Annotated in this window: 11 protein-coding genes; 6 read left to right on the top strand and 5 right to left on the bottom strand. The window is 63.9% G+C overall.

The window, feature by feature from the left end; translation table 11 throughout:
- The first annotated feature begins 261 nt into the window (after positions 1 to 261).
- From pglW to OH799_RS32735, 6 genes are read left to right on the top strand one after another with little or no spacing between them, the layout of a single operon-like run.
- Positions 262 to 4,380 (top strand): BREX system serine/threonine kinase PglW, encoded by a 4,119-nt coding sequence (pglW, locus tag OH799_RS32760; RefSeq protein ID WP_406272347.1) that lies wholly within the window; start codon positions 262 to 264, stop codon positions 4,378 to 4,380.
- Positions 4,381 to 7,896 carry a BREX-2 system adenine-specific DNA-methyltransferase PglX gene (gene pglX, locus OH799_RS32755; protein WP_406272344.1) on the top strand — a complete coding sequence of 1,172 codons (3,516 nt, stop codon included), beginning with the start codon at positions 4,381 to 4,383 and terminating at the stop codon, positions 7,894 to 7,896.
- A complete protein-coding gene (locus OH799_RS32750) occupies positions 7,893 to 11,585 on the top strand; it encodes a hypothetical protein (RefSeq protein ID WP_406272341.1) in 3,693 nt (1,230 codons plus the stop codon). Before pglX ends, OH799_RS32750 begins: the two co-directional genes overlap by 4 nt.
- Positions 11,575 to 14,286 (top strand): BREX-2 system phosphatase PglZ, encoded by a 2,712-nt coding sequence (gene pglZ / locus OH799_RS32745; protein WP_406272338.1) that lies wholly within the window; start codon positions 11,575 to 11,577, stop codon positions 14,284 to 14,286. Before OH799_RS32750 ends, pglZ begins: the two co-directional genes overlap by 11 nt.
- Positions 14,283 to 15,599: a BREX system ATP-binding protein BrxD gene (gene brxD, locus OH799_RS32740; RefSeq protein WP_406272335.1), complete on the top strand. Its 1,317-nt coding sequence runs from the start codon at positions 14,283 to 14,285 to the stop codon at positions 15,597 to 15,599. The genes pglZ and brxD overlap by 4 nt, the downstream gene beginning before the upstream one ends.
- Positions 15,596 to 17,710, top strand: a complete 2,115-nt coding sequence (locus OH799_RS32735; protein WP_406272333.1) for a DEAD/DEAH box helicase — start codon at positions 15,596 to 15,598, stop codon at positions 17,708 to 17,710. Before brxD ends, OH799_RS32735 begins: the two co-directional genes overlap by 4 nt.
- A gap of 248 nt (positions 17,711 to 17,958) precedes the next feature.
- Here OH799_RS32735 and OH799_RS32730 read toward each other — a convergent pair whose 3' ends face one another.
- The 5 genes from OH799_RS32730 to OH799_RS32710 are packed head-to-tail and all read right to left on the bottom strand — an operon-like array spanning position 17,959 to position 20,645.
- The gene (locus OH799_RS32730; RefSeq protein WP_406272330.1) at positions 17,959 to 18,387 is read right to left on the bottom strand and encodes a hypothetical protein; all 429 of its coding nucleotides are present in this window, start codon (positions 18,385 to 18,387) and stop codon (positions 17,959 to 17,961) included.
- A gap of 3 nt (positions 18,388 to 18,390) precedes the next feature.
- Complete coding sequence (locus tag OH799_RS32725) at positions 18,391 to 18,654, bottom strand: hypothetical protein (protein WP_406272327.1); 264 nt, start codon at positions 18,652 to 18,654, stop codon at positions 18,391 to 18,393.
- Positions 18,651 to 20,039 (bottom strand): hypothetical protein, encoded by a 1,389-nt coding sequence (locus OH799_RS32720; RefSeq protein WP_406272325.1) that lies wholly within the window; start codon positions 20,037 to 20,039, stop codon positions 18,651 to 18,653. Before OH799_RS32720 ends, OH799_RS32725 begins: the two co-directional genes overlap by 4 nt.
- A complete protein-coding gene (locus OH799_RS32715) occupies positions 20,036 to 20,329 on the bottom strand; it encodes a WXG100 family type VII secretion target (RefSeq protein ID WP_406272322.1) in 294 nt (97 codons plus the stop codon). Before OH799_RS32715 ends, OH799_RS32720 begins: the two co-directional genes overlap by 4 nt.
- Before the next feature lie 4 nt (positions 20,330 to 20,333).
- Positions 20,334 to 20,645 carry a WXG100 family type VII secretion target gene (locus OH799_RS32710; protein ID WP_406272319.1) on the bottom strand — a complete coding sequence of 104 codons (312 nt, stop codon included), beginning with the start codon at positions 20,643 to 20,645 and terminating at the stop codon, positions 20,334 to 20,336.
- Positions 20,646 to 21,048: the final 403 nt, after the last annotated feature.

Genomic DNA, 21,048 nt, shown 5'->3' with positions numbered 1-21,048 from the left:
TGGCGGTCGCGAGACCATCCAATGAGCAGGCTGAGTGGTCAGGGCCCGGATTCGCGCCAACGGCGCGACACGACGTAATCATCCCATGACATGTAGAGTTCTCAGGCCCATCGACGCTGACGCAGTCGGGACGAGCGCGACCGCCCAAGTTCCGGAGGATTGCTGGCGGTCACCCGTAGTATTCAGGGCAGTCGGGTAACGAGGGTGGGCTTCACGCGCGAATTGTGGTGAGCGGCTTGGGGTCAGGAAGGATGAGAGTTCGTGCGTGAGGATTCGCTACGCTGGGAGCAGATCAACCCCAGTGCCTTTGCTCACGAGCGGGATGGCCTGCACGAGCTGGCCAAATACTTGCCTGACGAGGACCCGTTCCATGTATGGCCGAACGTCGAGTTCGTCGCCACCGACGGCTCGATCAATGAGGTCGATGCACTCGTCCTGATACCCCGCGGTCTATTCGTCGTCGAGCTGAAGCACTGGCAAGGCGACCTCATGGGCGACGGGATCCAATGGGTGCGCCGCATGCCCAAGGGGCGACTCGTTCCGGTCGACAACCCTTACATCCTGGCTAACCGGAAGGCCAAGCGCCTTGCCAGCCTGATCAACTTCTACGCCCGCAAAGCAGGCAAGCAGACTCGAAGCCCGTTCGTGGGTGCCGCCGTCTTCATGCATGCCCACAACATGGTCTCCTCGTTGGACGAAATCGGCCGCCAGCACACGTTTGGCCTGGACGGTGGCACTTCCAACCTGCCCAGCTTCAAGGAGTTCCTCCTTGACCGGCCCGCAAACGCTCAGCTGATCAACACGAAGCGCGGGCGCGAGATCGTCGATCTGGTTCGGGGAGCGAAGATCCGGCCGTCGGTTGCGGATCGGCGGATCGGACAGCTGATCCTGCATCCGAAGCCGTTTGCTGAAGGTATTGGCTGGCAGGACTTCCTGGCTGGTCATGCGATGGACACCGCGCTCGTGCGACGGGTCCGCTTCTACCTGACCAGTCGGGCCGATGAGGAGGAGCTGCCGGTCATCAAGCGGGCGGCGGAGCGAGAATTCCGTTTGCTGCAAGGGATCCACCATCCCGGTATCGCGCACCCGGTGGATCTGGTCGACCATGCCTTCGGCCCGGCGGTGATCTTCGACCACACCCTCGAGTCGCAGCGCCTGGATAGCTGGCTCAACCAACGCCAGAACCAGACGCTGGCTCAGAAGCTGCAGCTGATTCAGGATCTTGCCGAGATCGTCGACTACGCACACTCGCGGCGGCTGTCGCACCGAGCATTACACCCGAACGCGGTCTTCGTCACCGAGAAGGAACGCGCGCACCCCGCGTTGGTGATCACCGACTGGCAGACCGGCGGTCGGCTCGCCGGATCGACGCAGCTCACCAAGCTCGGCTCGTCGAGCAATGGCGCCGGGCTTGAGCTGTTCTTCGACGACGAAGTGCGCCGCTTCCAGGCCCCGGAGTTCGTCACCAACGCGCATGTGCCTGGCGTACAACTCGACGTGTTCGCGCTCGGTGCGATCGCCTACCGGATCTTTGCCGGGGTCGCCCCGGCCGAGAATGCCGAGCAGCTGGTCGCAGCAGTCACCAACCAGGGCCTGAACCTTGCTGCCGTAGTGGACGGAATGCCCGCCGGTCTGGTGGATCTGATCTATGACGCCACCCACGGCGACCCGAAGCAGCGTCTGTCCAGCGTCCGAGACTTCCTGCGTGGGCTGGACGCGGTATGGGACGAGCTCACCGCTCCAGAACCCGAGCCGGTGACCGATCCGCTAGAGGCGAAGAAGGGTGATCTCCTCGATGGTGGCCTGACCGTTGTGCGGCGGCTCGGCTCCGGTTCGACGGCAGTCGCGCTATTGGTCAACCGGAACGGCCGCGAGCTGGTTCTCAAAGTCGCTCGCGATGAGCAGCATTCACAGCGGCTCGAAGCTGAAGCGTCAGTGCTGGGCAAGCTCAAGCACTGGCAGGTCGCCGCCCTGATCGAGGGGCCGGTGACCGTTGGCGGCAGAACCGCGCTGTTGCTGGAGAGCGCCGGCCCACGGACAGTGGTCGAAGAACTCCAGGAGGGTCGCCTGGCGCTGGACCTGCTCGAGCGCTACGGCCGCGACCTGTTCGACATCGTCGATTTCCTCGACGGCCAGGGCGTATGGCATCGCGACATCAAACCCGCCAACCTGGCCGCGCGTCCCCGGCCCAAGGACAAGCAGCTCCATCTGTGCGCGTTCGACTTCTCACTCGCCGCAGTCCCAGCCACCCAGCTCAACGCAGGCACGCCGACCTATCTCGATCCATTCCTCGGCGGGCCGAGGCGGAAGGTATACGACGCGGCGGCCGAGCGCTTCGCGGTCGCGGTGACCTTGTACGAGATGGCTACTGGCGCCCTTCCTCGGTGGGGTGAAAACGCCAATCCCGCTGCGGTGACGGATGAGGTCACCCTCGAACCATCCGCTTTCGATCCGGCGGTCGCCGACCGCATGGTGACATTTTTCGCCCGTGCGCTGTCACGCGACGTGGCCAAACGATTCGACACTGTCGAGGAGATGGCCGACGCCTGGCGTGAGATCTTCCGCGCCATCCCCGACACCAAACCTGATCCGTCGAAGGTCGGGCCTGTCACGGCCGAGCTCACCCGCACCTCGCCATTGGAGGCCACCGAGCTCACCGCGCGTGCGCGCTCAGCGCTCGAACGGCTCGGCGTGCACACCGTCGGTGAGCTGCTGGACTACGAGCCCTCGGCCCTGACCCGTGCCCGTGGTGTTCCCAACGCCACCCGCAAGGAAATCCTGGACCAGACCCGTGCGCTGCGGGTGCGGCTCGAACCGGTACGGGAGACACTCCCGGAGACGGCCGCCGAGGAACAGGTGCCCCACGGCATCGAAGCAGTGTGCGCGACGCTGCTGCCCAACCGCACGAGTCGCAACGCCAAGGAATGGACCGCGATGCAGGTGGTCCTCGGCCAGGCCACGACCGAGAACGGCGTATTTCTGCGCTGGCCGTCACAGGCCGAAGCCGCCCGCGCCACCGACCAAAGTCAACCCCAGATCTCCATCTGGCTGCGCAAGTACGTCAAGAAGTGGGTCGGAAGCACCGCCCTCATGCAGATCCGCGACGAGATCGTCGCGTTGTTGGATGCTCGCGGCGCCGTGATGAGCGCCGCCGAGTTGGCGGAGGCGCTGGCCGCGGCCCGAGGCTCATACACTTCCGGACCCGCTCGACTGCCCCAGGCGATCGGGCTGGTCCGCGCGGCCATCGAGGCCGAGCTGTCCACCGGCGGCGACTCCCGCGTCGCCATCCGCAGGTTCCGTAGCTCCGACACCGTCTTGGTCGGCCGCGAGCCAGACGACCCGGCTGCAGTTACCACTGCCGCCGATCTACTCCAGTTCGCCGTGTCCTTAGGGCAGTGCGCGACACGTTTGTGTATATCGGACCCGCTGCCATCGCGACAGCGTGCCGTCGACGAGCTGCGCGGCATCGCCCCGCCGGATGGCATGCCGACTCTCAGCGACCAACGTCTGCTCCAGTTGGCCGCAGTTTCGAGCAACGCTGAGGCCTCCGTCAGCGCGCAGGGGCAGTTGTATCCAGTGGGTATGCCGGCCGAGCGCGCTCTGAAGCTTTCGGCCGGTGCACTGTTCGGCAAGCGCATGGCCGTCGAGGAAGTACGCGGACGAGTGCACGCGCGGTTCCCCGACGCCGAGCCACTGCCAGGCAGACCCGCACTCGACAAGTTGCTGGAGCAGTGCGGCCTGCGCTGGGACTCCGACGCCCAGGCATACGCCCCGCCGACGCTGCAGTCATCGGTGACCGCGACTCGGATGCCTACCACGTTGGGCCGGTTGACTGGCCCGACCGAAGTAGCGAAGGTCGATACCGCGCTTGCCGCCGTCATCGATCGCCGCGGATTCCTCGCAGTCCTGGCTCGCCTGAGCGCTCTGGACCACGCTCGCCGGGCCTTGCTAGCGAGACACAACCTCACCGAGGTCAACATCACCGCGATCACGCTCGACCAGTTGCGTGCCCTCGGATACCCGTGGGAGGCGATTGTCGCCGCAGACAACGGTGAAGCCGGCAATGCGGACTTCCGCGGCCTCACCGAGCTCGTGCAGCATCATGTCCTCCCGGCCATCGCCGAGCAGCTTGAGACCGAGGCGCCAGTACTGATCACCGAGGCCGCCCCCCTGGCCCGCTACGGCCAGCTGCAGTTGCTACAGCAACTCGCCGACCCAACTCGCCCCCGACCCGCTGCCCGGCTGCTGCTAGTACCCGCACGCCGCCCCGAACCTGCCATGCTGGACCAAGTCCAATTGCCGCTGACCTCCCCGAGCACCCAGTCGCTGTGGCTGCCGCAGGAGTGGATCGAACCGACCGCCGAAAGGGCCGCCCGCTAGATGATCGAGTTGAAGGCGCTGCAAGGCCAGGTCAAGAACCTGGTCGAAGACCTGCGCACGCAAGTCGCCGCCAAGGACGACCTGCGCACTGAGCTGCGGCAGGAATACGCCGACGCGAGGTCCGCCGAACGCATCGGCGTCACCTTCGAAACCTGGCTCGAGGACGTGCTCGACCAGGCTGCGGTGGCCTGGGTACTCGGTTGTGTGTTCGTGCGGTTCTGCGAAGACAACCGCCTGGTCGACAAGCTCTGGATCGGCGGGCCGGACGACGACGCGTCTACCGAACGAGCGATGCAAGCGATGCAGCAGTACATCATCACCAATCCGATACACAACGACCGGCATTGGCTGCGTCAGGCTTTCGAGCATTTGCAAGGCTTACGAGCGACCAGCAAGATATTCGACAAACACAACCCGGTGTGGCGATTCGACATCTCCGCCGAGGCTAGCGAGGCTCTGTCGGACTTTTTCCGACGCGGTGCGGGGTTCCGGTCGTTGTTGTCGGAGGATATGGATACCCGGTTCCTAGGCGATCTGTATCAGGACCTGTCGGTTCATGCGCAGAAGAAGTTTGCACTCAAGCAAACCCCGGAGTTCGTCGAGGAATTCATCCTCGACCGCACCTTCGCGCCGGCACTGAAGGAATTCGGTTTGGCTGAAATGTCGGTTATCGATCCGACCTGTGGATCAGGACATTTCCTGCTCGGCGCATTCCACCGGCTGCTGGATCTGTGGATGGAACGCGAACCCGCGACCTCAGTCGACGCCCTAGTGGAGCGAGCACTAGGGCAGGTAACAGGAGTGGACATCAATCCGGTTGCGGTGGCTATCGCTCGTTTCCGGCTAGTAATCGCTGCGTTGCGGGCTACAGGACGCAAAAACCTCAATAGCACGTATCCGGTGCGAGTGGCGACCGGCGATTCGTTGCTGCATTGGGGAAAGGAATCTGGCAGCCATCAGGGCGATCTCCTCGCTGCCCTCGACGAACGACCCGAATTCGCCTATTACGGCGAGGACGGCGACCTGCTCGCTGAATATCTCTGGCCCGGAACCTACACCGTAGTTGTCGGGAACCCGCCGTACATCACGGTCAAAGATAAGGTGCTCAACGAGCGTTACCGCCACGACTATTCTGCCTGTTCCGGAAAATATGCCCTCGCCGTACCTTTCGCGCAGCGCTTCTTCGAACTAGCGAGACGGGGGGATCATGACGGTGATAGGTCAGGCTACGTGGGACAGATCACTGCAAACTCGTTCATGAAGCGAGAGTTCGGCAAGAAGCTAATCGACGACTATTTTGCGTATGAGGTCGAGCTGACCGAGGTGATCGACACGTCGGGGGCATATATACCCGGCCACGGCACGCCAACAGTGATCCTTGTTGGCATCAACCGTTCGGTCAGCGACCGCTACAGTCGTTCGATTCGCGCGATTCTCGGAGTGCGTGGCGAACCAGCCCAGCCTAGGGACGCCGCTCAGGGCCACGTGTGGTCAGCAATAGTGAAACAGATCGACGAGCCGGGTTCCGAGTCGGAGTGGATCGGTGCGGTAGACCTCAATCGTGATGCGCTCAAGACCCATCCGTGGAGCTTAAGCGGCGGAGGCGCTTCCGAGTTGCTTGCAGTGCTTGATCAGGCAAAGCAACGGCTCAGCACTCGGATTCAGGGAGCCATCGGGTTCGCCAGCTTCCCTGGTCAGGATGAGGCATTCTTGGCGCCAGAACAGTGGTTCCTCCGACATGGACTCAGCGACACGGTTCACCGTAGGCTAATTGCTGGAGAACTAGTTCGTGACTGGGACGTACTGCGCGGCGATCATGCGATCGTGCCTTATGGTGAAGATTTAAAACCGCTCCCTTTCGAAATAGATGCACCGTGGGCTCGGCACCTGTGGACCGTGCGGGCATCGATTGGTTCAACAACAGGGTTTTCCGGTCAGCCACGCTCTGAAACGAATGAGCCTTGGTGGGTTTGGTATCGATGGATTCCTGAGCGTTACCGCATTCCGCTGTCGATAACCTTCGCGGAAGTTGTCACACACAACCACTTCGTACTAGATCGAGGTGGGAAGGTCTTCAACCGCTCGGCGCCGGTTATCAAGCTGCCGGAGGGGGCAACGGACGACGATCACTTGGAGCTGCTCGGGTTGCTCAACAGTTCGACTGCATGCTTCTGGCTTCGACAGGTCTGCGGATCCAAGGGTGGAAGTGGAATTGGCCGTGGAATTCAACCCGAGAGCTGGATGGAGAGATTCAACTTCACGTCAACCAACGTGGAGAGGTTCCCGCTGACTACCAAGCGCCCACTGCCGCTGAGTCGGGATATATATCGAATGGCACAGGATCTCGCTGCCTCTACTCCTTCGGCGGTAGCAACTGCTGGGGTGCCGACCCGTGAGAACCTAAATAATGCTCGCTCCAAATATGAGGCCATCCGCAAGAATATGATTACGGTACAGGAAGAGCTTGACTGGCAGGTGTATGGACTCTATGGGCTTATTGCTGACGACCTGACTGCTGTGAAACCACCGGCGCTTAAGCTCGGCGAGCGGGCGTTCGAGATCGTTCTTGCGCGCAAAATAGCGGCCGGTGTGGTCGAGTCACAGTGGTTCGCCAGGCATAACTCGACCCCCATCACAGACCTACCTGATCACTGGCCCTTCGAGTACAAGGTATTGGTGGAAAAGCGGATTGCCGCGATCGAGTCCGATCGCAGTATCGGGTTGATCGAACGGCCAGAATGCAAGCGACGGTGGACGACTGAGAGCTGGGATGCGATGCAGGCCACTGCTCTGAGTGAATGGCTAATGGGGCGGCTTGAGGCATCTGAGCTGTGGGGAGGCAATCCGACCCTGCTGTCGGTGGCGCAGCTTGCCGATCGGGTACGCCACGACGAAGAATTCCGGTCCGTGCTGGACCTGTGGATTGGCACGGACCAGCATGACTTGGTGAAGACATTGAGCAAGCTAGTCGCAGATGAGCTCGTGCCGTTTCTGCCTGCCGGCCGGTACAAGCCCTCAGGCCTGCGAAAGCGGGCCCAATGGGAGCGTACGTGGGCGCTACAGCGTCGGATGGACGCTGGCGAGAAGGTCGAGATTGACGTGCCTCCGAAGTACTCCAAAGATGACTTCACGAAACTGAGCTACTGGGCCAACCGCGGGAAGTTGGATGTGCCGAAGGAGCGCTTCATCTCCTACCCGCAAATGGGTCGCGACGGGGACAACACCGAGCTACTCGGATGGGCAGGCTGGGATCACTTGGCGCAGGCCCAGGCGCTGGCCGGGGTCTACCTTGACCGTAAGACTCAAGGCGGCTGGCCTGCAGAACGATTGTTGCCGATGCTGGCGGGGCTAGCAGAGCTTGAACCATGGTTGCGTCAGTGGCACGGCAAACCAGCATCCAGTTTCCCCGGCTCCCCGGCAGAGTTCTTCACCGGGCTGATTGACACCGAACTGGCAGGTCTCGGCGCTGACCGGCATGCGCTGACCGAGCTGCGTGGCGTAGAGGAACTGGCATGACGCTGCTACGGGACCTGATCACAATCCCCACCTCGGTGAGCGACGGAGACTTCGTCGTGAAGGCGTCCGAGGGTGCGGATCTGGCGAATTACGTTGTAACCGAGCAGTTGCGGGACGACTTCGGTGACGCGCTGCGTATGGTAGGGCATGCGGTGACGACTGGTCGTTCACAAGCGGCGTATCTGCATGGGTCGTTCGGTTCGGGTAAGTCGCATTTCATGTCCGTGCTGCGAGAGATCCTGCAGCACAACAACCAAGCGCGGGCGATTCCGGGATTGGCGGCGCCGATCGCGGAAGCCGATTCCTGGTTGCCGGGCCGCAAGGTATTGTGCTTGACGTTCCACCTGCTCGGCGCGCAGTCGGTCGAGCAGGCGGTGCTGGAGGGCTATCTCAACCAGATCACGGCGCTGCACCCGGAGGCGCCGCCGCCGGCGGTGCATCGCTCGGATCGGATGCTGGCCGATGCCGCAACGCTGCGTCAGACCATGACCGACGAGAAGTTCTTCGAGGTGCTGGGGAACGGCGGACAGCCGGGCTCGGCGGGGGCGGGCCTGGCGTCGATGATGGCTCAGCGTCAGGGGTGGACTGCACAGAGCTACGACGCGGCAGCGGCTGCAGCACCCGGCACGAAAGAACGCGACAGCCTCGTCAGCGCGCTGACGACGGCGTTCTACACCGGCGCGGTGCGCAGCGGCGAGTACCTGGACCTGGACACCGGGTTGCAGGTCGTCACCAGACATGCGAAGAGCCTCGGCTACGACGTAGCCGTGCTGTTCCTCGACGAGTTGATCCTCTGGCTGTCCACCAGAATGTCCGACATCACCTTCGTCAATACCGAGGGCGCGAAGCTCAACAAGCTGGTCGAGTCCTCGGACGCGGCGCGGCCGTTGCCTCTGGTGTCGTTCATCGCCAAACAGCGCAACCTGGAGGAGTTCCTCGGACCACAGGTAGGCGGCACCGAACGTGAGGTGCTCGCCGACGTGATGCGCAGCGGCCAGGGACGATTCGACGAAATCGTGCTGGCAGACACCAACCTGCCAGAGATCACCGAAGGTCGGCTGTTGCGTCCGGGCACGGAGACAGTGCCGAAGGACGAGGCGCGCCGGATCATCGACGAAGCGTTCGAGGCGGTGCGCGGCAACCGTGAGGTGTGGGACATCCTGCTGTCGGGTGCGCAGTATGGCGATGCGGGCATCGGCTCGGATCGAGCCACCTTCCGGCGGCTGTATCCGTTCTCCCCCGCACTGGTGGCGACCTTGGTCGCGCTGTCGCAGGCATTGCAGCGTGAGCGCACGGCACTGCGGGTGATGACCGAGCTGCTGGTGGAGCGGCGGAATACGTTGCAGGTCAACGATGTCATCGGTGTGGCGGCGCTGTTCGATCCACTCGTGTTGCATGGTGCACTGCCCGATCGGCCTCAGCTTAAGCAACAGTTCCAGGCAGCCCGCGACACTTACCGGCAGAAGCTGCGTCCATTGTTGTTGGCGCTCAATGGGATCGCCGAGGAGCAGGCCGCCGGCCACGAGCAGTTCCAGCTCGACGACCGGTTGGTGCGAACACTCATGGTGGGGGCGTTGGTGCCGGAAGTGCCTGCGCTGCACAACTTGACGGCCTCGCGCCTCCATGCGCTGAACTTCGGCAGTATCAGTGCGCCGATTCCTGGCTACGAGAACCAGACCATCATCAGCCGGTTGAGCAAGCTCGCCGACGACGCGGGCGAGCTGCACAAGACCGATGGACCCGACCCGGTTTTCTCTTTGAAACTGTCGGCAGTCGACTACGACAAGCTGCTCGAATTGGTGCCGCACAACGAAACCGCGACGGGTGTGCTGCAGCAGCTGGTTCGCGACATGGTCTGTGTCGAGCTGGGGGTGGGCAGCTCGGAGGGCACCTTTGGCGAGCTCGCGCATATGAAGGAGTGGCGCGGTCGTCGGCACCAGATCACCGTCAAGTTCGGCAATGTGCGTGATCGGGAAACGATGCCCGACGCGACCCTCTACGCGGAGGGCGAAACATGGCGGGTTATCATCGACTACCCCTTCGACAACGGCGGCAACCGGCGCGACGACCTGGCGCGCATCGAGGGGTTGGAGCGGGACAAGAACACGGTCTTCTGGCTGCCGTACTTCCTTTCGGACGACTTGATGGTCCGGCTGGGACAACTCGCGAAGATCAACTACCTGCTGGGCAGTGGCGGTACCGGGGACCGGCTGACCACGTTGGCTGCAGACTGGTCGATCGCCGACCGTCAACAGGGCAAGATCTATCTCCAGCAGCGTCAGCAGCACTTGAAATCCTCGCTGCTCGACACCTTGAAGCTCGCGTACGGCGTGGTCAAGCCGAGGCAGTCGGATACGGCCGTGGAACTCGACACCGGCCCGGTGCTGGTCTCGTTGCGAGAGGCGTTGCCACTCGGTGATCCTCGCGGCGGAACGGTGAAGGCAGCGTTCGACAACCTCACGTCGGACCTACTGGACTGGTCATTCCCCGGCACCCCGTGCCTTCCGGTGGCGGAAAAGCCGGTGACGAAAGGCGAACTGAACAAGGTGTTGGGCTTCGCCCGCGCCGCGGCCACCGACGAGGCACGCCGGGCGAAGGTGGAAGGGAGCACGGACCAGAAGACGGTGCAGCGCATCTGCAACAACCTGCAGTTGGGCGAGATCGTCGAGAACCAGTACGTGTTGAATGCCACGACGTGTTGGTGGAGCACCCATCTCGTTCGGGAAGCCGCCAAAGACGGGTACACCGAGCAATTCCCGGTCCAGGTGCTGCGGCCATTGCTGGACAAGCCGTCGCCGCGCGGGTTCGAACGCGACCTGCAGAACCTGATCCTGGCGGTGTTCGCTCACGAACAGCAGCTCGCTTGGTACCAGCACGACGGCAAGATCGACATCCAGGCGGTGCAGCAAATCACCGACTCGATGATGCTCAAGCGCCCACCCATGCCCGAACAGGACATATGGGATCGGGCGGTGCGCCGGGCCAAGCCCATCTTCGGGATACAGCTGGCGGAATACCGCACCCCCGCGACGCTCGAGGATTTCGGAACGAAGATCCGGAGCGTGGCAAAGGTACACGTGACGGCCACCGACGTGCTGGTCACCGAACTGACCGAGCACGCCGGTGTGCTGGGCCTGGACACCGAGGCACGATCCGGGCGGCTGGCCACCGCGCGCCGAGTCGCGAAACTGCTGCGCGAGATTGCATCCGAGACCGACGATGCCGTGCTGGTGGGCATGGTGGCAGACGCCGAGGTTGGTGAGATCGAAGACTTGGTCGCGGGAACATCCTTCAAACAGTCGGATCAGGTGAAGGTGGCCCTGGCAGGCACGCAATGGGATCTGCTCGATGCGGTGGCACAGCGGGCGAGCCATGACGGGGGCGCCAAGCTCGTCATCGATGAGTTGCGCGCCGCGGCCGGCTACGAGCAGAGCGTGTGCGACCTGGCCGCAGCGCTGAAGAATGCGGTGAGTGCCGCCGCCGCGCTGCTCGTGAAGCCCGTGCCGCCACCGGCCCCACCACCGGCTGCGGTGTCCAAGGGCGATCCCACGTCCACGCGCGTGCCGACGCGGCAGCAACGCGACGTCGCCGACACGTCGGCAATCGCAGCGGTGATGGCCGAAATCGAAAACGAGGTGACCGCCGGCCACAACGTGCGGATTTCGTGGGAGGTCATCGGTGATTCGTGAGCCTGTGCAACCGGCCACGATCCGCCGCAAGGTGGAAGCGTGGCTGTCTGAGGGCGACAGTCAGATGGCGCTCGCGCTGCGCGCGACCCCCGTGTGGGACGACGAGCCGATCCTGACAGTCGGGGAGAACGCGAACGCGGCGCGAGTGGTGCCGTGCCCCACGCCGATCGCGGTCCGCGCTGCGCTACATGATCGCCGCGAGGGTGAAAGGCTGGTGCTGCTCACCGAACTCACCGATCTCGAGCTCGGCGATGGCCTGCTGGCTCACCTCAGTCGCGGTCAGATCCGCAGCGTCGACCGCTGGGATCTCGTGCGACAGATGTTCAAGCTCACCAACTTGGACCCGACCATCGTCAGCTCGACGATGGGCGGCGGCGGGTGGATCGCGGATGCACTTGCGCAGTACCAGCCCCGCGAGGGTTGGCCCCCGCCACCAGGCACCGTCTTGACTCGCGACCATGTCCTCCGTTGCTTGTCTGCGCAGCTGCTCGGTCTGGATCGTGGCCGTCTGGACAGCGCCGGCCTGCTGCAATGGACTACGGACGCGCACAGCCTATTGCAGTTCAGTCACCTGCCCTCGGACGTGCTGAACGGGATTACCGGCTACCTCACTGAGATCGCCGGCCCTGCAGTGGCACCAATTATGGCGGCGGTGCGTTCCGGTCACGGCGTTGACGCGATCCCGCTCGGATTGCTTGCCGCGGCGCTGTGGCCTGTTCCGAACGGCGCCGCCATGAGCACTGACGTGATTATCGCTCGCACCCGGCTCGAGCCGTACTTCGGCGGAGAACGCCTGACCGACGAGCAGGCGTACGCCTTCCGCGTAGCGGCCGAAGCGTGGGTAGACCGAGCACTCGACTCCGATCGAGATGCCGGCCTGCTTCGTGAAGTTCATCGGGTCTTCAACCGCGCAGAAGACCTGGCCAAGAAGGTCGATGCGGCCGAGTTACTTGCCGCCTCAGATCTGTTGCCCCTGGGTTTCACCCACCGTCTGCGGGCCTTTACGGCATCCATTCGGCGGGCATTACCGACCAAGGGGCGGGTATCGGCTGAGGCGGTGCTGTCAGCACAGCACGCTCTGGAGGCGGTGGAACGACACAGGGGGGTGGACAACCAATCTCGAGTCGACACCGCCAGAATGGCCGTTCGACTGTTGCGCTGGTTGTCCACGCCTGAGCCTGCCGCGCCGCAAACCCTGCTCGAGGCCGTGTGGCGCCACGTCCGGGAGGACGGTTGGGTGGATCGCGCCCGGCTCGACCTCTTTGTCGGCGACACCGACCCGGGCGTCGCGCAGGCATACCGCCAGCTCTACCACTCGGTAGACCAGCGGCGGGCGCTCCACGATCACCAGTTCGCGAACCTGCTCGCCACGAGCACGGCTGCGGAATCCGAACCCGGCACGCTCCTACGCGTGGAGGATGTCCTGGATCGCGTCGTGGCACCGATACTGGAGCGCCATCCGGTGCTGCTATTGGTTATGGACGGCATGAGCGTGGCCGCGGCGACGGAACTCGTCGAGTCGGTGACTCGGTCAGGGTCCTGGCTCGAGCTCACGCCGGACGGTGGAGCACGCACCGGCGTTCTCGCAGCCTTGCCCAGCGTCACCGAGGTCAGCCGATGCAGCCTGCTCTCCGGGCGGATCGCCGTCGGTAAGGCCCAAGCCGAGCGTGCCGCATTCACTCAGCGCTTCCCGAAGGGAATGCTGCTGCACAAGGGTTCACTGCGTGCCGGTGCTGGATCCGCGCTGGATTCCGAAGTTGTCGAAGCAGTCGCCAACCGGAACGTTCCATTGGTCGCAGCGGTGGTCAACACCATCGACGACGCGCTGGACCGCAGTGAACCGGACACGATCGTGTGGGGTCAGGAGAACATCGCCGCAGTGCGTGCGCTGCTGGAAGTGGCTCAGGATCGCGTTGTAGTGCTGGTCTCCGACCACGGGCATGTCCTTGATCGCGGACCGGATTCCGTCACGCGCACCTCACCTTCGAGCGAGAACCGGTGGCGACCTTCGAATCCCCCTGCGGGCGACGGGGAAATCGCCATACACGGCTCGCGCGTGGGCCTGGGCAATAGCAGCGTCGTACTCCCGTGGCGCGAGGAACTGCGATATGGCCCGCGAAAGTCCGGCTACCACGGCGGCGCGTCGCCCGCCGAGGTCGTCATTCCGCTGATCGTGCTCAGCGCCGGCGACGACCAGGCAGTCCCCGGTTGGAGTGGTGCCCCGGTGGCCAGCCCGGACTGGTGGCGTGAGGCTCTGACAGGCGCGGCTGCCGTGGCAGCGGCTCCGGTAGCACCGCGACGGCCGGCTCCGAAATCGGACCAGGACCTCACCCTCTTCGACGAGACTCCAAAATCGACTCCGGCACCGGAACAGTCGACGAAGCCGAAACACCCTGCTCTGGTGGAAGCATTCCTCGCCAGCGAGATCTATCGCCAACGACAAGGCACACGAGCGCCACTGCCCAACGAGCGCGTCGCAGCGCTGCTGACGGTGTTGTTAGCTGGCGGTGGACGAGCCACCCTGGACACCATGGCTGCTCACGCGGGCGTACCCGCACACCGCATCGGTGGCACCGTCACTGCCCTGCGCAAATTGCTGCAGGTCGAGGGCTATCCGGTGCTGGATATCGATGCGGACGGCCAAACGGTCAAGCTGGACACGGCCTTGCTTATCGAGCAATTCGATTTGGAGCAGATGTGACAGCGGATGTTTCGGCGCGCCGCCGACAGGACATCATCGAAGCGCTGCGCCGGGGCGCGGTGCCGATGAACGGGCTTGACGTGCTGGCGGTCGGTCTCGACCGCTTCACCAATGCGATGGACGCGGACCTCGACCGGGTTGCCTCCGGTAGCAGCGTATTCAAAGCGGTCCGAGGCGAATATGGCGCGGGCAAGACGTTCTTCACCCGGTGGCTAGCTGAACGCGCCAAACGGCGAGGCTTCGCCGTCTCCGAAGTACAGATCTCCGAGACCGAGACTCCGCTGCACCGGATGGAAACCGTTTATCGTCGACTGGTCGAGCAACTGTCCGCCGAGCAGTTCCCACCCAGTGCCCTGCGACCGATCCTCGACGGTTGGATCTTTGCACTCGAGGAAGATGTACTCGCTGACGGTTCAATCCACGAGGAGGACGCCGAGGCGCTCGATGCCGCAGTCGGCGAACTGCTCGAACTGCGGCTGGCCGAGATATCCCGTAGCACACCAGGTTTCGCGGCGGCGCTGCGCGCTTACCGAACCGCCAACGCTGATGGTGATCACGCCACCGCCGACGGCCTCGCGGCCTGGTTGGGCGGGCAGCCGCACGTTGCGGCGGCGATTCGCCGATCCGCCGGGGTCAAGGGGGATCTGGACCATTTCGGGGCGATGAGTTCCCTGCAGGGCCTGCTCACCGTGCTACGTGACAGCGGCCACGCAGGGCTACTGCTGGTGCTCGACGAGGTCGAAACGCTGCAGCGAGTTCGTTCGGACGCACGCGACAAGGCGCTCAACGCCCTGCGTCAGCTTGTCGATGACGTCTACTCCGGACGGTTCCCCGGGCTGTACCTGGTGATTACAGGTACGCCGGCGTTTTATGACGGCCAGCAGGGTGTGCAGCGGCTCGCGCCATTGGCCCAGCGGCTGGCCACCGACTTTGGACCTGATCCGCGTTGGGACAACCCACGCGCCACCCAAATCCGATTGCCCGGCTTCACCATCGACGCCCTCGTCGAGCTCGGCGGTAAAGTTACTGAGTTGTATGCCGCGGCCTACAATTGCCCACGTGCGACCGCGGTGGTCGATGCGGAATACATCGCCGAGTTGGCGCGGGCGGTCACCGGCAAGCTCGGCGGGCAGGTCGGCGTAGCGCCACGTGTCTTCCTCAAGAAGTTGGTCTCCGATGTGCTGGATCGGGTGGAGCAATACGACGACTGGGATCCGCGAGAACATTATGCGCTGACCCTGCGCAGTGACGAGCTCACGGACGTCGAACGCAACGCCGCTACCTCGGCCGACGACATCGACCTGCAACTGTGACACTGGACAGGCTCGAGCCAGTGCTGGTGCACCACATCGTCAACTCACTGGGTTGGCGAGACCTGCGCCCGCTCCAGCATGCCGCGATCGAGCCGCTGACCGCGGGAGAGGATGCGCTGTTGCTGGCGCCGACCGCAGGCGGCAAAACCGAAGCGGCGCTGTTCCCCCTGTTGTCGCGCATGACTGCACACCGCTGGCAGGGCACCTCTGTGCTGTATCTGTGTCCGCTCAAGGCGCTGCTCAATAACCTGACACCGCGCGTCGAGCGCTACTCGGGCTGGCTGGGCCGCCGTGCTGCCGTATGGCACGGCGACGTCGGCACGGCCAGTCGCCGCGCCGTGCTGACCGAACGTCCCGACATCCTGCTGACCACACCGGAATCTCTTGAATCTATGCTCGTCAGCACGAATGTCGACCATGGCGCATTTTTCGCCGGGCTGCAGGCAGTCATCGTCGACGAAGTGCACGCCTTCGCCGGCGACGATCGTGGCTGGCACCTGCTTGCCGTGCTTGAACGGCTCACGCATCTCATCGGGAGGCCGGTCCAACGCGTCGGTCTCTCCGCCACCGTCGGCAACCCCAAGGAGTTACTGACTTGGTTGCAGGGCTCCGGCGCGAAAACTCGCCCCGCTGCTGTCGTAGCTCCCGACCTCAACAGCACCGCCGTGCCGGGCCCCCCGCCTGGCGAGGTCGAGCTCGACTACGTGGGCTCCCTGGCCAATGCCGCCACCGTGATCACATCCCTCCACGCGGGTGAGAAGCGCCTGGTGTTCTGCGAATCCCGGCAAACCGTAGAGGAACTCGGCCAGCTGTTGCGAGGAAACGGCGTGACAACTTTTCTCTCACACGCCTCGCTGTCCGCCGACGAACGGCGGCGCTCCGAAGAAGCGTTCGCGGAGGCACGCGACTGCGTTATCGTCTCCACCAGCACTCTGGAACTGGGCATCGACGTCGGCGACCTGGACCGAGTAATCCAGATCAACACGCCGTCGACGGTGGCGTCGTTCCTGCAACGCATCGGACGAACCGGCCGTCGAGCCGACAGCACTCGCAACTGCCTGTTCCTGACCGTCGACTCCGACTCGCTGCTCAAAGCGGCCGCATTGTTGCTGCTGTGGGGCAAGGGCTGGGTAGAGCCAGTAACCGCGCCACCAGAACCGCGGCACATCATCGCCCAACAGATTCTCGCGTTGTGCCTGCAGGAGCACAGCGTTGGAGACCAGGTGTTGCCACAGTGGTGGAACGGACTGGCACCGTTCGACTCCTCCGCGATGCCGATCGCACGCTTCCTGATCGACAACGGGTATCTGGACGGCGACGGCGGAATGCTACACATAGGTCCGTCGGCCGAGCTGCGTTTCGGGCAGCGCAACTTCATGGACATGACCGCAGTGTTCACCGGGCCACCAGAATTCACGGTGCTCACCGGCCGCACCGAACTCGGCCGAATCGACCCAAGCCTTCTCACCGAAGAAGTCCACGGCGATCGACGTCTGCTCCTCGGCGGACGAAGCTGGCGGGTCACCTATGTCGACTGGCGGCGCAGGCGCTGCTTTGTCGATCCCGCAGATGGCGGCGGCAAGGCCCGATGGATGAACTCGGGCATGGCCGGGTTGGGTTTCGAACTCACCCGTGCCATGCGTGACGTGCTGCTCGGCGCCGATCCACCCACCAAACTCACCAAGCGCGCCGTCGGGCAACTCATGGGAATCCGGGACAGCAGAAGCGGATTCGTGGACCCCGACACCAATCTCATTGTGCGAAGTAACGGCGGCAACGACGTCCGCTGGTGGACCTGGGCCGGATATCGCACCAATGCGACGCTGGCCGCGACTCTCGGCGGCATCACAGACCCGCTGCAACGACACGGCGACCAGTACATTCGGCTACGCGAAGACTTTAATGCCATCAGTTGGACGGAAGCCATCGCAGACGCAGGGACGAGACTCTGCCTGCCCGATGTCAGCGAGAAAGCCTTGGTGGGATTGAAGTTCAGCGATGCTCTTCCCAAGCGGCTCGCGATGGCAACCCTGGCTGCTCGGGTGGCCGATCTCGACGGTGCGGCGGCGGTGCTCTCCGAACGCAGCCGAATCGTTGTGCGCGCCAGTTGAATCGGAGGTGCCGAGGACCTTCGCTAAGTGGGTCATCGGTCACCGAAACGTTCGGGCCCACTGCCCTGCATTGCACAACACATCAATATTTTGTTGCGGTTTTCCGTTGAACACGAAGCTGATCAGGTCGTCCCATTCCGGACGGATTCCACGGACGATCGGCCAGACGGTGTCCTGGCTGGTGAACCGCCCCGGTGGGTCGGGAGTCTCCCGATACTTACAGGCGATTCAACTGGTGAGTGCTGTGGTTAGTGGCTATTGGTCCAGCCGTCGCGGTTCATCCGCTCGAAGTACGCGTCGTCGGCATGCTGGATTTCTTCCTCTGTCAGCTGAGCTCGAGCCGCTGGCTCAGTTTGGTGGTGTTGCTGCGGGAGCTGTCTACTGAGGCGTGGGTCGGCCTTGGCGAGGATACGTTCGACTCTTGCTTTGGCCTCGGTTCGGGCTTTGCTATGGCAATCGATCAGGACGCTGGTGAGCTGAGTACTGCTCCATTGCATTACGGCCGGGGCAATCTGCATCGTGGTGATGTCGCCATCAGCGTTGACCTCGACGAGGACGCCACGTCCTTCCCCGCGCCCTCGCACCGCCGCAATCGCGTTCGCGAGTTGTGCACTGCTGCGGCGGATCTCGTCGAGCTCGCGCTCAAGCTGCCGCTCCCACGCTTCGATGTCGGCCACCGGTCATCCCTGACGGTCGATAACGGTTCCGGCGGTGACGATCGGCCGGAGCCCAGCATCGAGCAGGATGGTCGTTTTCCCTGGCCGAGTGTGGATCTCGATCGATCTGACGGTCGTGCTTGTTGCCTGCCCGCCGTGACAGATCGATACCTCGTCGCCGACGCTGACCGGCTCGCCGGACAGGGTGCCGGTGACGAAGATCCAGTCGGGTCGGCTAGGGAGGTAGTCGACCCGCTCTACGATCAGTTGCGAGTGTCCGTCGGTCATTGCGTATTCCTCCGCCAAGTGTCGACGAAGCCGTCCTCGGCTGCGTAGGCTTCGTCCTCCAGTGCCCGTGTCATCGAGTTGATCTGGCCTTCCGCGTATTGGCGGACGTGCACATTCTCGTGCGCCAGGGTACGCACCAATGTTTCCGCGTCTTGGAAGGCGGCCGGCCCGAGTTGGACGCCGAGAGCATCGGTTCGTGCGATGGCGCCTTGGAAGTCCAGGTAGGAGATCGTGTCGGCGTCGTCGAGGATCTCGATCTTGGCGCCGCGGAGATCGATGCCGGCCAGCTGGGCGTAGTGCTCGATCGTGTCCATGTCCCGGTTCAGGCCGATGTTGCCTTCCAGGACTTCCCGGTTGGTCAGGGCGCCACCGCGGGAGTACAAGGCGGTGGGTCCACTACGGCCGAGGAATTTAGTGCGGGCCGCTTGGACCCAGGTGCGGATCTTCTCGACCAGCGGCTTCAACCGTTGCACGAGCGGCCGCACGACGTCGGCCACGATCTTCGCTGCCTTGGCAGCCAGCTCGGCAATGACGGTCGCGATGCGTCTCGCTTTGGTGGTGATGCGGGCGACCAAAGCCACATTGCCGACCCACTCGGACAGAGTAGCGGTAACCGGTGCCAGGATCGCGAAAGCCGTTTCGGCGGCGACAGTTTCGATCGCGATGTCTTTGAGCTCGTCGAGGATTTTGCTGTGCGCCTCGTCGAGGTGGTGGGCGTATTCGCCGCACGCGTCACCGAGCGCCTGGCAGACGTCGGCGAGCGCGTTCAGATCCGCCTGGCGGGTATTGCACGTTTGAATCCCGATCTCGATCTCGGGCGACTGCTGGTTCGCAAGCAGACCGACCGCGCTCGGCACGGCACTGGCCACAGTGCGGAAGTCCGAGGACGCGGTATGCCACGCTGCCTTGGCGCCGTTGAGCTGATCCTGATGACCGTTGGGCCAAGCCCACCCGACAATGTCCTTGACGAAGGACCACCCGAACGGCTCGGGTATCCCGTCCCCGGCCGCAGAGGGCGCGGTCTCGGGCAGACACGGATCACTCCACAGCGACGGCGTCGGTGGCGTGGGCAGCTCCCGCAGGTTTGCCGCCGCTTCGGCGACCTGATGGTTGTAGGCACTGACCACGATCAGGTCCCGGGTCTGGCCACACGCGGTAGCCAGTTTCGATGACGTCGAGATCGCCAGCTGCGCGGCCTCGTCATAGCCCGCAGCCCACTCGGTGCCGACGCTGTCGCTGCCCGCCATCCCCTTGTACGCGGTCAGCACCGCGACCAGCGCGGAGTGAGTGGTCACCGTATCGGTCGACATCTGACCGAAGACCTCGCCGGCGGAGGTGTACTCCTGGGCGCGGTGCACGATCAGCGGCACAGTCGGTGTGGTCACTGCGGCCACATCTCCACGTTGGTTTGTACAGCGTGGCTGTAACTCGTATGTGCACGGCGCGCGACCTCACGCAGTTCGTCGAGGTTTTCGCGCATCTCCGCCGCGCCGGCCATCCATCGGTCGTGCGCGGCACGCTGCGCTTGGGCAGCCCGGCTTTCCCACGACAGGTGTAGCTCGGCGACCTTGACGTCGACTTCGCGCAGTAAACCCTCGACCTCGGCGCCGAAGGCAGCCATCGCCGCGACCGCTTCGTCGAGCTGGCTCAGATTGACTCGATAGTCGTCTGCCACCGGCCTACACCTGCCCACCGGCTCGGTCGATCGCGTCCCGAAAATTGGTATCGCGCAGCTCGTACTCATTCGCCGCCGTCAACAGATTCGCCGCTGAATCTTCCAGGGCAGCAACGATCAGCTCGGCGCCCTGCTTCCATTCGACCCAGGACTCGTCGTAGGCAGACGCGGCCTTGCCCTGCCACCCGTCGATAAGCAACTCGCGCCCAACCGTGCCATCGAGCTTGCCGACACCATCCTTGATGCGCTGGGCTTTCTCCGAGATGAATCGCGCCGCTTCCCGGAGTCGATCCACCTCAACCCGAAGCTCGCCCACCTCGCATCCCCTCTCGGCAACCGCCCACCAGAGCTCTTCGCACTATAAGCCCGCGCCAGCCCCGACTGAGTCTTGCCCCAAGCATCGCGCCCACGCCGCGGCCCACGCTGCGCAAGACGCCGCTCAGTCACGCCAACTGCCGTCGATGAGCCGCCATGCTAGTCGGCTCGCCGCATGCCGACCCTCCTGCCAATCCCATCGTCAGCGTTGCTGTCCCAGACTGTGCACGGCCCACCGTTCCCCGGTGCCCGCCGAACGCGTAGTCTCTCGTCGTTTCTCCCTCCCCTCGTGAACCTCGGGATACCAGCACACCTAACCACTGCGCACCAGCCCAACTACCTTCCACCACCCTCCGCACCGCTCCCTCTCGCATCTACACTTCTCCCCGCCATGACCACCAAAC

The sequence above is a fragment of the Nocardia sp. NBC_00881 genome, from assembly GCF_045207455.1.
Lineage (GTDB): Bacteria > Actinomycetota > Actinomycetes > Mycobacteriales > Mycobacteriaceae > Nocardia.
The sequence above is the reverse complement of the archived record's forward strand: the minus strand, read 5'-3'. Positions and strand labels throughout refer to the sequence as shown.